This is a genomic window from Streptomyces sp. NBC_00038, assembly GCF_026343635.1.
GTDB lineage: Bacteria > Actinomycetota > Actinomycetes > Streptomycetales > Streptomycetaceae > Streptomyces.
In genome coordinates this window covers 2496149-2514370 of the sequence record NZ_JAPELQ010000001.1, presented here as the reverse complement: position 1 = coordinate 2514370, position 18222 = coordinate 2496149, and the positions used below count along the sequence as shown (strand labels likewise).

At 70.5% G+C, this 18222-nt stretch carries 21 protein-coding genes and 1 riboswitch; of the genes, 13 read left to right on the top strand and 8 right to left on the bottom strand.

Going from position 1 to position 18222, the window contains the following annotated elements:
• Positions 1-22: 22 nt before the first annotated feature.
• A riboswitch (cobalamin riboswitch) is annotated at positions 23-165 on the bottom strand.
• Between the two features lie 271 nt (positions 166-436).
• Positions 437-661 (top strand): DUF397 domain-containing protein, encoded by a 225-nt coding sequence (locus tag OG219_RS11650; RefSeq protein ID WP_266825583.1) that lies wholly within the window; start codon positions 437-439, stop codon positions 659-661.
• 252 nt (positions 662-913) lie between these two features.
• On the opposite strand, the gene OG219_RS11645 is transcribed toward OG219_RS11650, so the two are convergent.
• The 5 genes from OG219_RS11645 to OG219_RS11625 form a co-directional block, all read right to left on the bottom strand.
• Positions 914-1531: a hypothetical protein gene (locus tag OG219_RS11645; protein WP_266825581.1), complete on the bottom strand. Its 618-nt coding sequence runs from the start codon at positions 1529-1531 to the stop codon at positions 914-916.
• 43 nt (positions 1532-1574) lie between these two features.
• Positions 1575-2429, bottom strand: a complete 855-nt coding sequence (locus OG219_RS11640) for a helix-turn-helix transcriptional regulator (RefSeq protein WP_266825579.1) — start codon at positions 2427-2429, stop codon at positions 1575-1577.
• A 253-nt stretch (positions 2430-2682) separates the two neighbouring features.
• On the bottom strand, positions 2683-2904 hold the full coding sequence (locus OG219_RS11635) for a hypothetical protein (RefSeq protein WP_266466195.1): 222 nt from the start codon (positions 2902-2904) through the stop codon (positions 2683-2685).
• A 12-nt stretch (positions 2905-2916) separates the two neighbouring features.
• Positions 2917-4149: an inorganic phosphate transporter gene (locus OG219_RS11630; RefSeq protein WP_266825576.1), complete on the bottom strand. Its 1233-nt coding sequence runs from the start codon at positions 4147-4149 to the stop codon at positions 2917-2919.
• Between the two features lie 201 nt (positions 4150-4350).
• Complete coding sequence (locus tag OG219_RS11625) at positions 4351-5094, bottom strand: lysozyme (protein WP_266825574.1); 744 nt, start codon at positions 5092-5094, stop codon at positions 4351-4353.
• A gap of 197 nt (positions 5095-5291) precedes the next feature.
• Between OG219_RS11625 and OG219_RS11620 the strand changes: the two genes are divergently transcribed.
• The 3 genes from OG219_RS11620 (at position 5292) to OG219_RS11610 (ending at position 9194) form a co-directional block, all read left to right on the top strand.
• On the top strand, positions 5292-6023 hold the full coding sequence (locus OG219_RS11620; protein WP_266825572.1) for a class II aldolase/adducin family protein: 732 nt from the start codon (positions 5292-5294) through the stop codon (positions 6021-6023).
• 497 nt (positions 6024-6520) lie between these two features.
• The gene (locus OG219_RS11615; protein WP_266825570.1) at positions 6521-7648 is read left to right on the top strand and encodes a S9 family peptidase; all 1128 of its coding nucleotides are present in this window, start codon (positions 6521-6523) and stop codon (positions 7646-7648) included.
• A 145-nt stretch (positions 7649-7793) separates the two neighbouring features.
• Positions 7794-9194: a hypothetical protein gene (locus OG219_RS11610; protein ID WP_266825568.1), complete on the top strand. Its 1401-nt coding sequence runs from the start codon at positions 7794-7796 to the stop codon at positions 9192-9194.
• A gap of 30 nt (positions 9195-9224) precedes the next feature.
• On the opposite strand, the gene OG219_RS11605 is transcribed toward OG219_RS11610, so the two are convergent.
• Entirely contained in the window at positions 9225-9638 is a 414-nt protein-coding gene (locus OG219_RS11605; RefSeq protein WP_266825566.1) for a VOC family protein, read from the bottom strand.
• A 95-nt stretch (positions 9639-9733) separates the two neighbouring features.
• Positions 9734-10624 (bottom strand): neutral zinc metallopeptidase, encoded by an 891-nt coding sequence (locus OG219_RS11600; protein ID WP_266825564.1) that lies wholly within the window; start codon positions 10622-10624, stop codon positions 9734-9736.
• A gap of 189 nt (positions 10625-10813) precedes the next feature.
• Between OG219_RS11600 and OG219_RS11595 the strand changes: the two genes are divergently transcribed.
• From OG219_RS11595 to OG219_RS11580, 4 genes are all read left to right on the top strand, one after another.
• Positions 10814-11707 carry a hypothetical protein gene (locus tag OG219_RS11595; RefSeq protein ID WP_266825562.1) on the top strand — a complete coding sequence of 298 codons (894 nt, stop codon included), beginning with the start codon at positions 10814-10816 and terminating at the stop codon, positions 11705-11707.
• Between the two features lie 91 nt (positions 11708-11798).
• Positions 11799-13397 (top strand): ABC-F family ATP-binding cassette domain-containing protein, encoded by a 1599-nt coding sequence (locus tag OG219_RS11590; RefSeq protein ID WP_266825560.1) that lies wholly within the window; start codon positions 11799-11801, stop codon positions 13395-13397.
• A gap of 383 nt (positions 13398-13780) precedes the next feature.
• Positions 13781-14002, top strand: coding sequence for a helix-turn-helix domain-containing protein (locus tag OG219_RS11585; RefSeq protein ID WP_006123601.1), 222 nt, complete (start codon positions 13781-13783; stop codon positions 14000-14002).
• A gap of 131 nt (positions 14003-14133) precedes the next feature.
• Positions 14134-14925 carry an enoyl-CoA hydratase/isomerase family protein gene (locus OG219_RS11580; protein ID WP_266825558.1) on the top strand — a complete coding sequence of 264 codons (792 nt, stop codon included), beginning with the start codon at positions 14134-14136 and terminating at the stop codon, positions 14923-14925.
• A 68-nt stretch (positions 14926-14993) separates the two neighbouring features.
• Here the strand turns inward: OG219_RS11580 and OG219_RS11575 are convergent, their stop codons facing one another.
• Complete coding sequence (locus tag OG219_RS11575; protein WP_266825556.1) at positions 14994-15716, bottom strand: nucleopolyhedrovirus P10 family protein; 723 nt, start codon at positions 15714-15716, stop codon at positions 14994-14996.
• Between the two features lie 87 nt (positions 15717-15803).
• Here OG219_RS11575 and OG219_RS11570 point away from each other — a divergent pair, with 87 nt between their 5' ends.
• From OG219_RS11570 to amaP, 5 genes are all read left to right on the top strand, one after another.
• Positions 15804-16286: an Asp23/Gls24 family envelope stress response protein gene (locus OG219_RS11570; protein ID WP_266825554.1), complete on the top strand. Its 483-nt coding sequence runs from the start codon at positions 15804-15806 to the stop codon at positions 16284-16286.
• Positions 16287-16382: 96 nt separating this feature from the next.
• Entirely contained in the window at positions 16383-16568 is a 186-nt protein-coding gene (locus OG219_RS11565) for a hypothetical protein (RefSeq protein ID WP_266466246.1), read from the top strand.
• A gap of 3 nt (positions 16569-16571) precedes the next feature.
• Positions 16572-16955 (top strand): Asp23/Gls24 family envelope stress response protein, encoded by a 384-nt coding sequence (locus OG219_RS11560; RefSeq protein WP_266825552.1) that lies wholly within the window; start codon positions 16572-16574, stop codon positions 16953-16955.
• Positions 16952-17629 (top strand): DUF6286 domain-containing protein, encoded by a 678-nt coding sequence (locus OG219_RS11555; RefSeq protein ID WP_266825550.1) that lies wholly within the window; start codon positions 16952-16954, stop codon positions 17627-17629. The genes OG219_RS11560 and OG219_RS11555 overlap by 4 nt, the downstream gene beginning before the upstream one ends.
• 5 nt (positions 17630-17634) lie before the next feature.
• Positions 17635-18213 carry an alkaline shock response membrane anchor protein AmaP gene (gene amaP / locus OG219_RS11550; protein WP_266825548.1) on the top strand — a complete coding sequence of 193 codons (579 nt, stop codon included), beginning with the start codon at positions 17635-17637 and terminating at the stop codon, positions 18211-18213.
• Positions 18214-18222: the final 9 nt, after the last annotated feature.

Here is an 18222-nt window from a genome sequence, read left to right as displayed (position 1 = left end):
CACTCAGGGTGTCCGCGCCCTGGTTCGAAGAGACCGACGGTGAGAGTTCCTGGCTTCCGGGGATGTCTTCCCCGGTGACAGTGGCGGGACCGCGCCGGATTCGCACCGGCTTCCTCTCTTGCCGCCGTACTTGGCTCCGGCAGTCCACCATGGGGTTGGAAGACCCGTCAACTTGCTGTTGACCTGGGGCGAAGGAGTGTGCTGAGACCCACACAGGGTCGGTTTTCCCCTAGGCCGACAAAAAGAGCTTTCATAGACTGGAATGTGACAATCGGGGAGCGGTTCGAGGGTGGTTGCTTCCGCGTTGTGGCGTGGTGGGGCGGCTCACGGTGGCCCTCTGTGCCGACCAAGATCACGGCGCTATCGTGGCTCGACATGGGGGACAGAGATGGACGCGCATCGGGGGACGCCGGCTCTCGGGCAGCAGGAGGTAGGCGTGCGCAATGAAGACTCAAGCGGGTTCACCTGGCGCAAGAGCAGCTACAGCGGAGCCGATGGCCAGTGCGTCGAGGTGGCGTTCGTCGGGGGCGCGGTGATCATCCGTGACTCGGGGAAACCGTTCGAGTCGTATATCGCCTTCCCCGGCTGGCACTGGCAGGCGTTTGTGACGGCTTTCGCCGACTCGGACCGTCTCGTCGGCCCAGGGGGATCCGAAGGCTGAGGGGGAGACATATGACTGATCATCATTTGACCGAGATCCGGCACGTGGCCAACGGCCTGCGCGGGGGAGCGTGGAAGGCCTCCACGTCGCTGGGGACCGTGCTGATGTGCGCGGTGCTCGGCGCCGCGGCCGCCTTGACCGGAGCGGCCGCCTCACTGCTGGTGGACGGCTTGGCCGCGCGGCTGGCTACCTGGGTGGCGGTGGCCGCGGCGGCTGCTGTCGCCTCCGGCCTGTGGTGGGGTTTCGCGGAGTTCAGGAAGGACCGTCCGCCGACTGCCTGTCCGCCGGCAGCTCGGGCCGCTGAGCGGGGATCACGGCCCGGCGGTCGTCGCTGAGCGTGGGTTCCGTCGTCCCGGCCTGCGCTATCAGCTTGGTCAGCTGACGGCTCAAGGCGACCACCGGGGTCATGACGACCCCGGTCGCGGTGCCCATCAGCCACGGGTTGGTCAGCCGGCAGGCGGCCATGACGGCGAGCAGCCCGGCGAGGCCCACCACCAGGACCAGGATGCAACCGGTGCAGTAAAGGATCTTCGTGATGAAGACTCGGAGGTGATCGTCCGTGAGATGACGTTCCAGGGTGTCCATCCGGTCCGTACGACCCTGGTCTGCCATTGCGTCACGGACGAGCTGGTTGTAGGAGAGGTCGGCGACGGGGGTCTGCCACAGCGCCGAGTCGGCGGAGGGGGTGTCGTCGGCATCGGAGTCGCCGCCTTCACCTCCTCGTCCGCCGCCGTCGTCGGACGGATGACCGGCACCGGTGGTGGGCTCAGCGGTCCCTTGGGTACCATCCGCACCGCCAGTACGCCAGGGTGCCCGCCCGATGGCAGTGAAGACCTCCCGCCACCACTCATTCCACGCGGCTGGCAGCATACAAGGCCTCCTTGCTTCTCCCGGGCTCCTGGGGCCCCGGAGGTCAGCTGCTGTCGATACCGTCCCTGATCCGGCTGATCAGGTCCGTGGCCTGCTCTCCGCCCAAGGCGATCTCGCGGAGATACTCGAAACACTCCTGGTGGCGCACGATCAGTTCGTGCTCGTCACGGGTCGACTTGTTCCCCTGGGCCTCCAGATAGAGGAGGTCGTCGTCATCCATGAAGCCGAGCAGGATGAAGCTCTCCAGGGTGGAGTAGTGGGCGCCCGAGGTGAAGGGGAGCACCTGGAGGGACACCTTGGGGCGCTTCGAGACGTCGATCAGGTGCTGCAACTGGGCACGCTGCACACGCGGTCCGCCGACCTGCCGGTGCAGTGCGGCCTCGTCGACGACGAAGAAGGTCCACGGCGGATCCTCGCCTTCCATCGTGCGTTCCTGCCGCGCGGTACGCAGCTCCACGATGCGCCGGGCTCGCTCCTCGTCCACCCGCGGCGCGAGTAGCGCCATCGCGTATTCATCGGTCTGCAGAAAACCTGGTACCACGATCGGGTTGTACGTACGGATCGACGCGGCGGCGCTTTCGTATCCGAGGTACTGGCCGAAACCCGGCCCCAAAATGTCGTTGTACTCCACCCACCAGCTGGCGCCCCGCGAACCGCGTGCCGCTTCCTCCAGCTCCGCGACGCGCTTGGGGTCCGTCACCTCGTACTGCCGGAGCAGAGCGCGCAGATCGGTGACCGAGAGGCTGACCGTGCCCTGCTCGATGCGCATGATCTTGGAGAGTGACCAGTCGAGGGCATGGGCGGCCTGCCCCTGTGACTGCTCCGTGGCCTCGCGGGCCTTGCGGAGCGCGATCCGCAGTCTGCGGCGATTCAGGCTCGGGTCGACATCCCTCGGCATGGTGGCTCCTCGCTCTCGTCGTGACCGCTCCATGCCGTGGCATATGGCAGGGAGCCGTATGTTCGACCGACGCTATCAGAGAGCTTGGTGGCATTATGCCATATGTCACTTCGCTGCATCGCATGCACTCGATCGGGTGAGGGGCATGGGGCTCAGGGGCAGAAAAAAGCCGGATGGGACGCACTTGGAGAGTGCGTCCCATCCGGTTTCGGCCTTTTTGTGACCGGCCGCGAGGCTGTGGTCGGGGAGACGGTCAGGCCACGATCAGATAGATCCCGTACGCCACCGCCGCCGCGCACGCCGCGAAGCAGGCGTACGCGCCGGTGACCGCGAGAGCGGCGGAGCCGCCCTGCGCCGAGGCCGACTCGCGCTTGGAGAGGCCGACGATGCCCAGGGTGAAGAGGCCGACGAGGGCCACGGTGGACACGAGGCTGACTCCGAAGACGGAGCCGAGGGCTGCCCAGTCGATGTGCATGCTGTTCGTTCCTTACACCGTGGCCGGAGCGGTGGGCTCCGCGTCCGGGGACGGGATGGTGGCCTTCAGGTCGCCGGTGAGCGGGCCCGCGGGGGGCGGGGTGACCGCGGCGATCGCCGCGGTGACGACGCCCGAGGGCTCGGCGTCGACCTCGTTCACGTTGTCGATGGTCACCGGCTGGCGGCGCGACAGGTGCCAGATGGTGCCCGCGCCAGCCACCAGGAGGGCGCCCGTCAGGACGATGCCCCAGGTGCCCTGCTTGGTGAGGAACTCGGCGCCCGCGCCGACCAGGCCGGCCGCCGGGAGCGTGAGGCCCCAGGCGATGAACATGCGGTTCGCGGTCGACCAGCGGACGACGCCGCCCTTGCGGCCGAGGCCCGAGCCCATCACGGCGCCGGAGCAGGACTGCGTGGTGGAGAGCGAGAAGCCCAGGTGGGAGGAGGCCAGGATGACCGTGGCCGCGCTGGTCTGGGCGGCGAAGCCCTGCGGCGGCGCGAGGTCGGTGAGGCCCTTGCCCATGGTGCGGATGATGCGCCAGCCGCCCAGGTAGGTGCCGAGCGCGATGGCCATTCCGGCCGAGACGATGACCCAGGTGGGAGGGTTCGAGTCCGGCGCGATCACGCCGCCGGTGACCAGCGCGAGGGTGATGATGCCCATCGTCTTCTGCGCGTCGTTCGTGCCGTGGGCCAGCGAGACCAGGCCGGCGGAGGCGATCTGACCTGCGCGGTACCCCTTGGCGGTCGCCTTCTCGTCGGCGCGGCTGCCGATTTTGTACGTCAGCCGGGTGGCCAGCATCGCGGCGAGTCCGGCCACGACGGGCGCGGCGATCGCGGGGAGCAGCACCTTGGTGATGACGGTCGAGCCGTTCACCGACGACCAGCCGGCCGACATGACCGCGGCGCCGATGAGGCCGCCGAAGAGTGCGTGGGAGGAACTGGACGGAAGACCCAGAAGCCAGGTCAGCAGATTCCACAGGATGGCGCCGACGAGCGCCGCGAAGATCACTTCGGTGCGTATGCCCTCTTCGTTGATGATGCCGCCGGAGATCGTCTTGGCGACCTCCACGGAGAGGAAAGCACCGACGAGATTCAGCACGGCGGACATGGCCACCGCCGTCTTCGGTCTGAGAGCGCCGGTCGAGATGGTCGTCGCCATCGCATTGGCGGTGTCGTGGAAACCGTTCGTGAAATCGAACACGAGAGCGGTAACGATCACGATTCCGAGGAGGAGCGTGATGTGTTCCATTAACCCAGGCTTCTGTTGGACGTCAGTGGCAGGAGGACCGTAGGCAACCTGAATGAACGGAAAGTGAACTGGCGGGGCATTGAAAGTGTCTCATGTGTCGAGCCACCCCTTCGATGGTGCTGAAGGGGTGGCTCGATGGCTGTTTCGGTGCCCGGCTCGACGTCTCGAACACAGGCGGAACAACGGATTCCGGTACTTGCGCTACCCCCTGGCGAGCTTCTTGAGCTGGGCGGTGGAGCCGTTGAAGAGATTCTGGTCACCCGGCAGGCTGCCGCTGTTGTCGTACTGCCAGAAAGTCCAGAAGGACCAGCCGGCCGGCAGCGCTCCCGCGGTCGCCGAGTCGTAGCGCGCTAGCCACAGGGAGTGGTTCGCACCGAAGGCGCGGCTGCTGCCGGTGCAGGTGTTCCACCAGTGCGTGGTCGTGTAGATCACCGGACGGCGTCCGGTCTGCCGTTTGGTCTCGTCACTGAACGCCTTGATCCAGCTCACCATCTTGGCCTTGGTCAGGCCGTAGCACTTGTTCTTGCCGTACGGGTTGTACTCGATGTCGAGCGCGGGCGGCAGCGTCCACCCGTCCCCGCGCCAGGCGCCGCCGTTGCGCACGAAGTGTGCGGCCTGGGCGGTGCCGGACGACTTGTTCGGCAGGGCGAAGTGGTAGGCACCGCGGATGATGCCGGCGCCGCGCGCCCCGTTGTACTGCTGGCTGAAGTAGGGATTGCGGTAGGTGTGGGACTCGGTCGCCTTGACGTAGACGAACTGTGCGCCCTTCGCCTTGGCGCTCTGCCAGTCGACGTTCTTCTGGTGCGAGGAGACGTCGTGCCCCTTGGGCTTGCCTGCTGCGGATGCGGGAGCCTCGGCGAGAGCGGTCCCCCCGACGGTGAGCGCCGTGACGGTGGCCGCGATGACGCGGGCGCGGTGGCGGGACGGTCTGTGATCACGAGCCATATTTCCCCCCGGAATGGCGACGTGCGTGACAAATCCCCCAGAGGCTACTGGAAGATCATCGAAAGCTCGTCGATCTCCGGCCAATCCCCCACAGAGGGTCGATCTATGCCCATATGCGATCTTACGGACGCGTGGATTCCGCCCTAAAGTGCCCTCGCCGACGCCGCGTTGGCGACAGTGCCTGGCAGGATCGCGGCATGGCTGAACAGCGGCGGGACGCGCGGGGCGATCGGGGCGGGCGGGAGGGCGCACAGGTGGCGCGTGAGCGGCACGCGCCGGATGTGCGGGGCGCGGAGGAGCGGGCGTGGGACGAGCTCGTCGCGACGGCCCGCCGCACGGTGGCCGACGGGCTGGTCGTCGGTACGTCGGGCAACGTCTCGGTACGCGTCGGGGACACGGTCCTGGTCACGCCGACCGGAGTCCCGTACGACCGGCTGACGCCGGGCGACATCGTCGGCGTCGACCTCGACGGCCGACAGGTGCGCGGTTCGCTCCTTCCGACGAGCGAACTGCCCATGCATCTCACCGTCTACCGTTCCAGCGACGCCCGCGCCGTCGTCCACACCCACGCCCCGCACGCGACGGCCGTCTCGACACTCGTCCCCGAGCTCCCGCTGATCCACTACATGGCGGGCGATCTCGGTGGCCCGGTCCGTGTTGCCCCCTATGCGACCTACGGCACCCCGGAGTTGGCCGAGAACATGCGCCAGGCCCTCACCCACCGCACCGCCTGCCTCCTCCAGAACCACGGCACGATCGCCCACGGCTCGTCCCTCGGCCAGGCCTACGACCGCACCGCCCAACTGGAGTGGATGTGCCGGGTCTGGCTGACAGCTTCCTCGGTACCGGGACTGTCGCCCTCGCTGCTGACACGGGAGCAGGTGGAGGAGGCGGGGGAGCGGCTCAAGGGGTATGGGCAACGGGGGTAGGGGGCTGCGTTCGTGGGGTTGGGAGTTCCTTGTGGGGGACTGGTGGGGTGAGTCCTCAGGCGGTGGGACGACTGGGCGGGCGAGCTCGCAGGCGGGCGGGGCGGACGGCGCGCTGGAGGTTCTCCACCTGCGCGAGGGCGGGGGTTGGTGCCCCTTGGCGCTCCGCCAAGCGGGGCTCGACCCCGCCGCGCCGGGCGGCGGGGTCTTTCCGCCGCAGCGGCGCTCGACCCGGACGCACCGATTCGGCGGTGCCGAACCATCCGGCGGCCCGGCGTTCCGTCCGTGAGACAGCGCGGACGAATCTCCCCGCCGTGGCGCGCCGAAAGCCCCTGCGCCCCGCATCACCTTGGCCCGCAGCCGACCCCGAAGCCCCCGACGGGCCCGTGGGCCCGCAACACCCACACCACCGAAAACAACGGCCCCACCTCGCCGCGAAGACGTCATCCCGAGCCCCGCTCCCGCTGGCCGATAACGGGCTCCCCCGGGAGACTGAACGCGTGCGCACTGTCAAAGCGGCGGCCGCAGCCGTCACCGTAGCCATCGCCGCGGGCGCGGCCTCCGTCGCGGCGGGCCGGTTCGCCAGCGACGCCGCGCTGAAGGCGTCGCCCGGCAGGCCGCTGCCCACCGAGCCCCGGCTCACCGTGCACGCCACGGCGGCGGGCGGGATCACGCTCACCCGTGCCCTGGCCTCGCTGCGCCCGGGCAGGTACGGCCTCGCCGGCGACGGCTCCCACGCGGTCGTCGGTCCGGTCATGGAGGCCACGCCCCACCCCGCCGACACGGTCGTACGCCGCCTGGACCGCGTCACCCACGGCACCCTGGAGCCCGGCGACAAAGTGTGGCTCACTCCGAACGTCCACATCGGCAACCCGAGCGCCGCCCTCGGCCTCGACCACGCCGACATCGACGTCCCGGGCGAACTCGGCTCCCTGCCCGCCTGGTTCGTGCCCGGCGTCCGTGACACCTGGGTGATCACCGTGCACGGCCTGGGCACCACCCGCGAACACCCCATGAACGTGCTGGAGTTCCTGAACCGCCACCAGTTCCCGGTACTCGACCTCGCCTACCGCGGCGACCTCGGCGCCCCCCGCTCCCCGGACGGTCTCAACCACCTCGGCGAGACCGAGTGGCGCGACCTCGACGCCGCGATCCGCTACGCCGTGCGCTACGGCGCCGACCAGGTCGTCCTGTTCGGCTGGTCCACCGGCGCCACGATGGCCCTGCGCGCCGCCGCGCACTCCGCACTGCGCGAGCGGATCTCCGGCCTCGTGCTGGACTCACCCGTACTCAGCTGGGAGACCACGCTGCGCGCCCTCGCCACCGCCCGCCACACCCCCAGCGCCCTGCTGCCGCTCGCGGTACGCGCCGCCCAGGGCCGCACGGGCGTACGCGGCGACCGCATCGAGAACGCCGCGCACCCCGACCACCTCAAGGTGCCGACCCTGCTGGTCCACGGCCCGGACGACACCATCGCCCCCTGGGGCCCCTCACGCCGCCTCGCCGAGCGCCGTCCGGAGCTGGTCACCCTGCGCACGGTCCCGCACGCCCCGCACGGCGCCATGTGGAACGCCGACCCGGAAGGCTACGAAGAGGCCCTGCGCCGATTCCTCACACCGCTGATGTAGAAGCTGCGGAGGGGCTGTTTTCGGCCTGTCCGCCGTGCGCGGACGGGCCCGTTCCGGCTGAACGGGGGCTTGCGGGCGGGGCCCTCGGAAGGGCCAAGCCTCATTCCGTTTGGGTTTTCGGACTGTCAACCGGAAGACTGCACCCGTGACGTCCCGTAATCCGCGCGACTCCAGGCTCCGACTCGTCCGCCCGCGGCCCCTGGCTGCCGCCCCCCGAGCGGTGACCCAGCGCCGCTCGCCCCGCCCCGCACCGCGTCCGCCCGAAGGCACTCCGCCGCCCGGGGAACTGGCCCGTATGGCACGCACCGGCCTGTCCGACGCGGCCCGCGTGGCCCGCTGGGCCGACGCCGCACTCGGTCCCGGGCGCGACGGCGCGACGCCCGACGGCAAGGGCACCCTCTCCGACGCCTCCGCCGAACGGGCCGCCGCCGAACTGGGGCTGACCCCGGTTCAGGTCCGCGCGGACTGGGACACCGCACGCCTGGCGGGCCTCATCGAGGTGCACGGCGGCAACGCCCGCCCGGGCTGGCGCCTGCGCGCCTGGAACCGCGACGACAGCGCCGTACTGCGCGGCTGGGTCGCCCTCTTCGACGCCTGGTCGCTGGCCTATCCCGAGCCCGCGGACCACGAACCGTCCGCCGTCGCCGAAGTCGTCTCCGCGATGCCCCAGGTGCTCTCCTTCCTCCAGCTCTCCGCGGGGCCCGTCCCCATGGAGCAACTCCTCGACCTGCTCGAACAGCGCGTCACGGAACTGCGCACCGAGCGCTGCGAAATCCCCTACGGCCCCCAGCCCGAACCGGTCTCCCAGGCCGCCGCTGAGAACACCCCGCTCGCCCCCCTCCTCGACTGGGCCCTGCATGCCCTGGCCTCCGTGGGCGCCCTCACCTGCGCCGACGGACAGGCCACCCTCACCCCGCTCGGCAGCTGGGCGGTCTGGGTCAAACTGGAGCAGATCTGCGTCGCCGCGCAGAGCCCCGCCGGGAACATCGAGGCCTCCGCCGAGGACATGCTCCGCGGCTGCGCCCAGCTGCGCCCGAACGCGGCCCGCGCCGAGTACCGCGCATGGCTCGCTGCCCGCCCCGTCGGCAGCGCCGTCACCGAACTCCTCGACGCCGCCCGTGGCGAGGACGCCCTCACCCGCGGGCTCGCCTTCGAGGCGCTGCGCGTGGTCGGCGCCCCCGCCGAACCCGATGTGCGGGCCGTCGCCGAGGAGACCTCGCTGCGCCCCTATGCCCTGCTGTGGCTCGCCGTGCACGACGGCCACGACCCCGAGGACGCCCACGAGGTGCTCACCCGCACGGAGGCCACCTGGCTCTGGGTCGACACCGCCGCCGCCGTCGCCGACCACGGGGAGGCACCGCTCCTCGTACGCCACCTGGAATCAGCGGTGCAGCCCACCGTGCCCATGCTCCTCGACGAGGTGCGCGCCGTCGGGCACCCCCGCACCGTGCAGGTCCTGGTCGCGCTCGCCGCCGCCCACCCGGACCCGGCGCTGGCCAAGGCCGTCCGCCGGGCCGCCTTCCAAGTGCACACCGGAGGGAACTGACCGGACGCCCGGCGCTTGCCCGGGAGGCGCCTACGCCGCTATCTCGGGGGCGTACGTGCCGAAGCTCCAGATGTTGCCCTCGATGTCCCGGGCCATGTAGTCCCGCGAGCCGTACTCCTGGTCCGTCGGGGGCATCAGGATCTCCGCGCCGTGGTCCACGGCCTGCTGGTGGTGTGTGTCGACGTCGTCCACGACGACATACACCCCCATCGGGCCCGCGCCCTTCATCGCGCCGTCGAAGACGCTGCCGGTGCCCTTGGAGCCGAGCATCACCGCGCCGTTCCCCTGCGTCAGCTCTGCGTGCATCACCGCGCCGTCCTCGCCCTCGTACACCGACAGCTCGGTGAAGCCGAAGGCCTCCGTGAGCTGCCTGATCGCCGCCTTCGCGTCCGCGTACAACAGTGTCGGGTAGATGCTCGGGCGCCCGCCGTCGATGCCTGCCATGCCGATCACTCCCTCTCGTCCCACCGCCGGAATCCGATCCGCTGCCCAGTCTGGCACCGGGCACTGACAACGCCCCGGCGAGCGGCCGCGAGGGCTCAGCGGAAGGTGTTGCACTGGGCCATGTCGCCGGTGCTGTAGCCCTGGTGGAACCACTGCTGCCGCTGCTCGGCCGAGCCGTGCGTCCAGGTCTCCGGGGTCACCCGGCCCTGGAACCTCTCCTGGATCCGGTCGTCGCCGACGGCCGCCGCCGCGTCCATGCCGTCGCGGATGTCGGCGTCCGTGAGGCTCGTCATCAGCGGCTTGCCCGTCGACGGGTTCTTCGTGGTCGTCGCGTGGTGCGCCCACACCCCGGCGTAGCAGTCGGCCTGCAGCTCGACCCTCACCGAGTTGCTGTTCGCGCCGGTCACACCGTCCTGCGACCTGCCCAGCGTCCCCATCAGGTCCTGCACATGGTGCCCGTACTCGTGCGCCACCACGTACGCCTGCGCGAACGGGCCGCCGCTGGAGCCGAACTTGGTGCGCAGCTCGTCGAAGAAGCCCAGGTCCAGGTAGACCTTGCGGTCGCCCGGGCAGTAGAAGGGCCCCACGGCGGAGGTCGCGGTGCCGCACGCCGTGCCGACGCGGCTGCCGAAGAGGACCGTGGGAGAGCGCGTGTAGGTGCCGCTGCGGCGCGCGAACTCCTGCGTCCAGTAGGTCTGCACGCTGTTGACGACCGCCACGATGCGGCAGTCGTCCTTGGTGTTCGCGTCCTGCCCTGTCCTGCACGTCTGCTGTACCTGCGCGAGCGACGACGCGGTCACCGCGGGCTCGTCGCTGCCGGAGGAGAGTCCGAGCTGGTCGGGGCCCACCCCGAGGAAGAGCCCGAGGAGGAGCGCGATCAGCCCGGCGATGCCGCCGCCCACGGTCGCCTTGCCACCGGGGATCCGGCTCCCGCGCACGTCCTGCACCTCGGAGGTGTCCAGGTCGGCGTCGTCGTCGAACTGCATGGGCGCACCACCCTCTGCCGTACGTCGCTCCGTGGCGCCATCCTCGTACGCCCCCAGGACCCCGGCCCCGAGCGGAGGTCCGAACGGGGGACGCCCCCGCCCACCCGCCGTGTCCCGGCAGCCACTTCGCCGGCCCACGCCTACGCTCTGCGCCTGATCCGTGGACCGAATGGGCGAAGAGGGGGAAAGGTGGTTGTTCTACCGGTCGAGGTGACGGCCCCGCACCCGGACGCGGCACCACCCCGACCTCCGGACGCGGCACCACCCCGCCCCCCGGCCGACGAGCCCGCCCCGCAGGGGTCCGCGGCCCTGCCACGCCCCGCGACCGTGCCGCCCACGGAATCCGCGCCCCAGGACCACCCGTGTCACCCCCGCTCCCGCCCCCTCCACCGTCTACTCCCCCCGGCCCTCGCCCTCCTCCTCGCGGTCCCCGTAATCGCCGCGGCGTACCAAGCCAGGCCCACCCCCTACGGGGACCACATCACCGTCCACGCGCGCGTGGAGCACGAGGCACGGCCGCCGCTGCGTACGACGAGGGACGCCGTCGAGGCGTACGACACGGAGACAGGTCGCCCTCGCTGGACCTACGCGCGGGAGGGCCGTCGTCCGCTGGCCGTGGTCCCCGCGCGCGGGGAAGCGATCGCGATCTGGGACGACGGGCTGGTCACCGACACCGCGCGCGGCGACGGCGGCGCGGTGCGCTGGCACCGGGCCCTTCCGGGCACCTCGCCATGGCTCGCGGACCACGGGGGGAACGGTGTACTGCGGCCTCTCGGCGCCCGCATGCTCGCCGTCGTCACCCCGCAGCGCATCGCCGCCTACCGCATCGCGGACGGCGATCTGCGCTGGGTACTGCCCGCCGGACGGGGATGTGAGTTCGCTCCCGCGCGCGCTGTGCGCCTCGGTACGGCGCTCCTGATCGCACAGCCCTGCCCCGCCGACGCCGCCACCGGCTCCTGGACCGGCGAGATCATCGCGGTGGACGACCTCGGCAGGATCACCCCGGACCGCACGCCCCTGGGCAATGAGCGTCACAGTGCCGGACACCCGAACGCAGAAAAAATGGTTGCACGGCCCCGTTAGACTTGGCCCATGGCCATTCTCCTCGCGCATTAGACGGCGGGAACGTCCTCAGCCGTCCACCCCGCCAACAACCCTGCCCTGGAGTCTGTCCGTGATCTCCGCCTCCGGTATCGAGCTGCGCGCCGGCGCCCGTCTCCTCATCGAGTCCGCCACCTTCCGTATCGCCAAGGGCGACCGCATCGGCCTGGTCGGCCGCAATGGCGCGGGCAAGACGACGCTCACCAAGGTCCTCGCAGGTGAGGGCACCCCCGCCGGTGGCAACGTCACCCGCTCCGGCGAGGTCGGCTACCTGCCCCAGGACCCGCGCACCGGCGATCTCGACATACTCGCCGGCGACCGCATCCTCTCCGCCCGGGGCCTCGACACCCTGATCCGCAAGATGCGCGAGAACGAACAGCGCATCGCCAACGGCTCGGGTGCCACGCGCGACAAGGCCATGCGGCAGTACGAGCGCCAGGAGACGGAGTTCCTCACCAAGGGCGGGTACTCCGCCGAGGCCGAGGCCGCCACCATCGCCGCCGCGCTCAACCTGCCCGACCGGGTGCTCCACCAGCCCCTGCACACGCTCTCCGGTGGTCAGCGCCGCCGTATCGAGCTGGCCCGCATCCTGTTCTCGGACGCCGACACGCTCCTCCTCGACGAGCCGACGAACCACCTCGACGCCGACTCGATCGTGTGGCTGCGGGACTACCTGAAGACGTATCGCGGCGGCTTCATCGTGATCTCCCACGATGTCGACCTCGTGGAGACGGTCGTCAACAAGGTCTTCTATCTGGACGCCAACCGCGCCCAGATCGACGTCTACAACATGGGCTGGAAGCTCTACCAGCAGCAGCGCGAGGCCGACGAGAAGCGCCGCAAGCGCGAGCGGCAGAACGCCGAGAAGAAGGCCGCCGTACTGCACTCGCAGGCCGACAAGATGCGCGCCAAGGCCACCAAGACGGTCGCCGCGCAGAACATGGCCAAGCGGGCCGACCGGCTGCTCGCCGGACTCGACGCGGTGCGGGTCTCCGACAAGGTCGCCAAGCTGCGCTTCCCGGAGCCCGCGCCCTGTGGCAAGACCCCGCTCATGGCCGAGGGTCTGTCGAAGTCGTACGGCTCCCTGGAGATCTTCACCGACGTCGACCTGGCCATCGACAAGGGCTCACGCGTCGTCATCCTCGGCCTGAACGGTGCGGGCAAGACGACTCTCCTCAGGCTCCTCGGCGGCGTCGAGACGCCCGACACCGGCTCGGTCGTCGAGGGCCACGGCCTCAAGCTCGGCTACTACGCGCAGGAGCACGAGACCCTCGACCCGGAGCGCACGGTCCTGGAGAACATGCGCTCCGCGGCCCCCGACCTGGACCTCGTCGAGGTCCGCAAGACGCTCGGCTCGTTCCTGTTCTCCGGGGACGACGTGGACAAGCCGGCCAGCGTCCTCTCCGGCGGCGAGAAAACCCGTCTCGCGCTCGCGACCCTCGTGGTCTCCTCCGCGAACGTCCTCCTCCTCGACGAGCCGACCAACAACCTCGACCCCGCCAGCCGCGAGGAGATCCTCGGCGCGCTGCACACCTACAAGGGCGCCGTCGTCCTCGTCACCCACGACGAGGGCGCGGTCCAGGCGCTCGAGCCGGAGCGCATCATCCTGCTGCCCGACGGTGTCGAGGACCTGTGGGGCGCGGACTACGCGGACCTGGTGGCCCTCGCCTGAGCCTGCGGGCCTGTCCCTGAGCCCCGGGCGGCCGGTCAGCGCCGCTTGATCGAATGACTGATCCACTGCGTATGGATCATTCGGCCGATCCGTGATCCATCAATGGTGTGAGATCTCCTCGTACCGAGGTGTGTCCTACATCGATTTTCCGGCCGAGCCCTTTGATCCCAAGGGCTCGGCCGTTCTGCGTCTCTGACCTGGCACTTCACGGATGAACCCGTTCGGCCGTATGGACACCACACGGCGGAATCACAGATTCCAGTCGTGGGGATGGGCTCCTGTCGTCAAAACCTTGTCTTACGGACCTTGCCGAATGGGTGGCCATGAGGCCCGGGAGGGGTGATCATGAGAGTCCAGAGCGCACTTCCCATGAGGAGGCACGGGTGGCCGAGACTCTGAAGAAGGGCAGCCGGGTAACCGGCGCCGCGCGCGACAAGCTCGCGGCAGACCTGAAGAAGAAGTACGACTCCGGTGCGAGCATTCGAGCGCTGGCCGAAGAAACCGGCCGTTCGTATGGCTTCGTGCACCGGATGCTCAGCGAATCGGGCGTCACGCTTCGTGGGCGTGGCGGAGCGACGCGGGGCAAGAAGGCCGCCTCGGCCTGAGGCCGGGCGTCCCCATCGGCTTCGGTGGTGACCACCCGGTCGGTCCGGTGATCGACCGGGTGGTTACTGTGCAGTCACTTAAGGATGTCGTCATTCGGCATCCGCTCTGACCGCACGCATCGGAGGCGTCCATGGCTTCGCTCGACCCCGTTCTCGACAAGGACGGCGTACGGCTCACCGTCGACGATTCGGTCGCCACGGTGACGCTGACCAACGCGGCCAAGCGCAACGCCCAGAGTCCCGCGCTGTGGCGGGCGTTGACGCAGGCCGGTCGGTCACTGCCGGGCACCGTCCGTGTGGTTGTGCTGCGCGCCGAGGGCAAGTCCTTCTCCGCGGGGCTCGACCGGCAGGCGTTCACGCCCGAGGGCTTCGACGGCGAGCCGTCGTTCATCGACCTCGCGCGCGGCTCCGACGCGGAGCTGGACGCGACCATCGCCGAGTACCAGGAGGCGTTCACCTGGTGGCGGCGCAGCGACCTCGTGTCCATCGCCGCCGTCCAGGGGCATGCCATCGGTGCGGGGTTCCAGCTTGCCCTCGCTTGTGACCTGCGCGTCGTCGCGGACGACGTGCAGTTCGCCATGCGCGAGACCAGCCTGGGCCTTGTGCCCGACCTCACCGGGACGCATCCGCTGGTGAGCCTCGTGGGGTATGCCCGTGCGCTGGAAATCTGCGCGACGGGGCGGTTCGTGTTGGCCGAGGAGGCCGAGCGCACGGGGCTTGCCAACCTTGCGGTGCCCGGTGGGCAGCTTGATGACGCGGTACGGGACCTCGTCGGGGCGTTGGTTGCGGCGCCGCGGGATGCCGTCGTTGAGACGAAGGCGTTGTTGCGCGGGGTGCAGGATCGTACCTACGAGGAGCAGCGTGGCGCCGAGCGTGCCGCTCAGGCTCGCCGCCTGCGCGACCTTGCCGGTGTGGGGGACTGAGGCCGTTCGCCGGCTGCGGGCCGGTGGGGGCTGGTCGCGCAGTTCCCCGCGCCCCTGAAGGGGCTTCTCTAGTGGGCCGTGGTTACCAGTACCGCCACTGATGGGGTGTCCTTCAGGGTGTTTGTGACTGCTGTTCTGACCTCTCGGGCCACATCGAGGGCTCGGCCGGAGACTGCCACTTCGATGCGGACGTGGCGGCGTGGCAGGGCTGAGTCGCCACCCCGGGAGTCCTGGATGTGTACCGGGCGTCCCAAAGTGTCCGTCAGGTGGATCACGCCCGGGACGGACAGGGTGGCGATGGCGACCCGGGATTCGTCGGCGCCCGTCGGCTCGGCGGCCGGGTGCTCGTCGTCCCGCGGTACGGCCGCGGGGGTTTCGTTGGCGTCCAGGCCCGTGACCCGTAGGTCCACCTCCGTGACCGTCAGACCGAGCCGTTCCGTGGCCGCCGTGGCCAGGGACTGGCGCAGGCGGGCCGCCGTCGTCGGGAGAGGTTCGACGCCGGGGGCCGTGGGGTCCGCCGAGGCCGTGAACTCCGCGGTGATGCGGAGGGGGCCCGGCGGCAGCGCGCTGGGCGGCGGGGGCACCGCGGGCTCGTACGACTGGTCGGGGTCGGCGAGCGCGATCCGGAGCGTGCCGAGGCGTACTCCGCGTACGGGAGCCGCCGCGTGCCGCAGTACGGAGTCGGCGGCGCCCTCCGTGATCCACGCGCCGTCGCGCGGGCCGCCGAGGGGCAGCAGCCTGCCGAGTCCGAGCTGATGCCGTACAACCTGAGCCCACCCGTCCGCCGTCATTGCTCCAGCCTGCCGCATCCCCGGCGCGGGAGCGGGCAACCCCACTTACTGTGGGCGAAGGACGACGACCGAAAGGGATGTACGGCGATGACCGACATGACGGAGCGGAAGCGGCCGGAGACCCCCGACGGCGAGAAAGAGCCGCTGGGGACGCGCAAGCCCACCAAGCGTGGCGGTGGTGACCCCGCGACCCGCGGGCGGACCACCATCGCGGACGGAGTGGTGGAGAAGATCGCCGGGCTCGCGGCCCGCGACGTACTCGGCGTGCATGCGATGGGAAGCGGGCTCAGCAGGACCTTCGGGGCGGTGCGGGACCGGGTGCCCGGCGGTACCAAGTCCGTCTCGCGGGGTGTCAAGGCCGAGGTCGGGGAGCTGCAGACCGCGCTCGACCTGGAGATCGTCGTCGATTACGGCGTGTCGATCGCGGACGTGGCCCGCGCCGTGCGGGAGAACGTCATCGCGGCCGTCGAGCGCATGACCGGACTCGAGGTCGTCGAGGTCAACATCGCCGTCAGCGACGTGAAGCTGCCGGACGAAGAGGACGAGGAGCCGGAGTCGCGACTCCAGTGACACCCTGGACGCTGAATAGACCAACCCCGCCACCAGACCGCTCGAACCAGCCACCAATCCGCTCGAACCAGCCACAGAACTGCTGAGGAGCGCACCATGAGCTTGGCCGTGATCGGCATGATCGCCGGAATGGCGCTGGGCTTCGCCGGGTACTTCGGGGGCTTCGGGGCCTTCCTCCTGGTGGCGGCCCTCGGTGCCATCGGCTTCGTCGTCGGTCGGTTCCTCGAAGGGGACCTGGACGTCGGTGACTTCTTCCGTTCCCGCGACGACCGGCGGCGGTGACGCGTGCCCTCTCAGCCCGACCGGCTCGGTGAGCTACGGCGGCGAGCTACGGACATCGCGCCGGCCGAGCGGGGCGCGACCCGGATCGCCGACCGGGTCGTGGCGAAGATCGCCGGGCAGGCTGCGCGCGAGGTGCTGGATGCGCTGCCCCCTGACGCCGCGCCCCCGCACGCCACGGTCGTCGTACACCACGACACCGCCCGCATCCGCGTCAGCCTCGAACTCGACTATCCCTCCGACATCGGTGGCCGGTGCAATGCGGTGCGTCGTCATGTCGCCGAGCGGGTAGATGCGTTGGCGGGGATGGAAGTACCGGAGGTGGCCGTCCAGGTGGAGCGGCTGCATCTGGTGCAGGCGCCCGGCGCGGCACACGGGAGGACGCAATGAGCGAGTCCCAGGGATCCGAGGGCAGTACCCAAGGGCTGCCCGTGTTGGAGAAGGCCGCCGAGACCGAACTCGGCCAGTCCGCTTCCGCGGCGGCCTACGAACCGCTGCCCACCCTCGATGACGAAGGCGGGGGAGAAGGCCGCTTCTGGTCGGCGCGCCGCGTCCCCGCGGGGATTCTCGCGGTGCTTGTCCTCGTCGGCGCGGGTGCCTTCCTGTACGACGTCGCGGCCGTACGCGCCGACCGGCCCGCCATGCACTGGCGCAGGTCGCTGGCCCAACAGCTCGCCGAACGCCCCCTCGACGACACCTGGGTGCTCGTCGGCGCCGGAGTGGCCACGGCCGTCGGGCTCTGGCTGATCGTCCTGGCGGCGACGCCGGGACTGCGCGACGTACTGCCGATGCGGCGCACCCACGCCGACGTACGGGCCGGTCTGTACCGGGACGCCGCCGCGACCGCGCTGCGCGACCGGGCCATGGAGGTCGCCGGAGTCCAGTCGGTCCGCGTCCGTACGGGACGGAAGAAGGTCGACGTCCGGGCGGTCTCCCACTTCCGTGAACTCGACGACGTACGCGCCGACTTGGACGCCACCCTCGCCGACGGCATCAAGGGGCTCGGCCTTTCCCGGCCGCCCGCCCTGTCGGTGCACGTCGCCCGCCCCCGCCGGAAGGGATGAGACGGATGCTCCGGATCGTCAACCGCGTACTCCTGGGCGTCATCGGGCTGGCGCTGTTCGTCCTCGGCGGCTCGGTGCTCGCGGTGGGGCTGGGTGCGAACCCGCCTTCGTGGTGGATCCACGACGGGCGGCACGACGTGCTGCTCAGCGACGCGGACCGCGCGCGGTGGCGGGACGAGGGCTGGTGGTGGCCGGTGGTCATCTCCGTCCTCGCGCTGCTCGTGCTGCTCGCCCTGTGGTGGCTGTCGGCGGTGCTGCGGCGGCGCCGGCTCGCCGAGGTGCTCGTCGACACCGGCGACGGCGAGGGTGCGCTGCTGCGCGGGCGGGCCCTGGAGGGCGTACTGGCCGATGAGGCCGGGCAGTTGGACGGCGTCCAGCGGGCGCAGGTCCATCTGACCGGGCGGCGCAGCGGCCCCGAGGCGCGTGTGCAGCTGCTCCTTGAACCACACGTGGACCCGGGGCAGGCGCTGCACTCGCTGACCACGGAGGCGCTCGCGCACGCACGCGACTCGGCGGGCCTTGCCGCGCTCCCCGCCGAGGTGCGCCTCCGCGGGGTCAAACACCGTGCCGAGCGCGTGAGTTGAGCCTCGCGG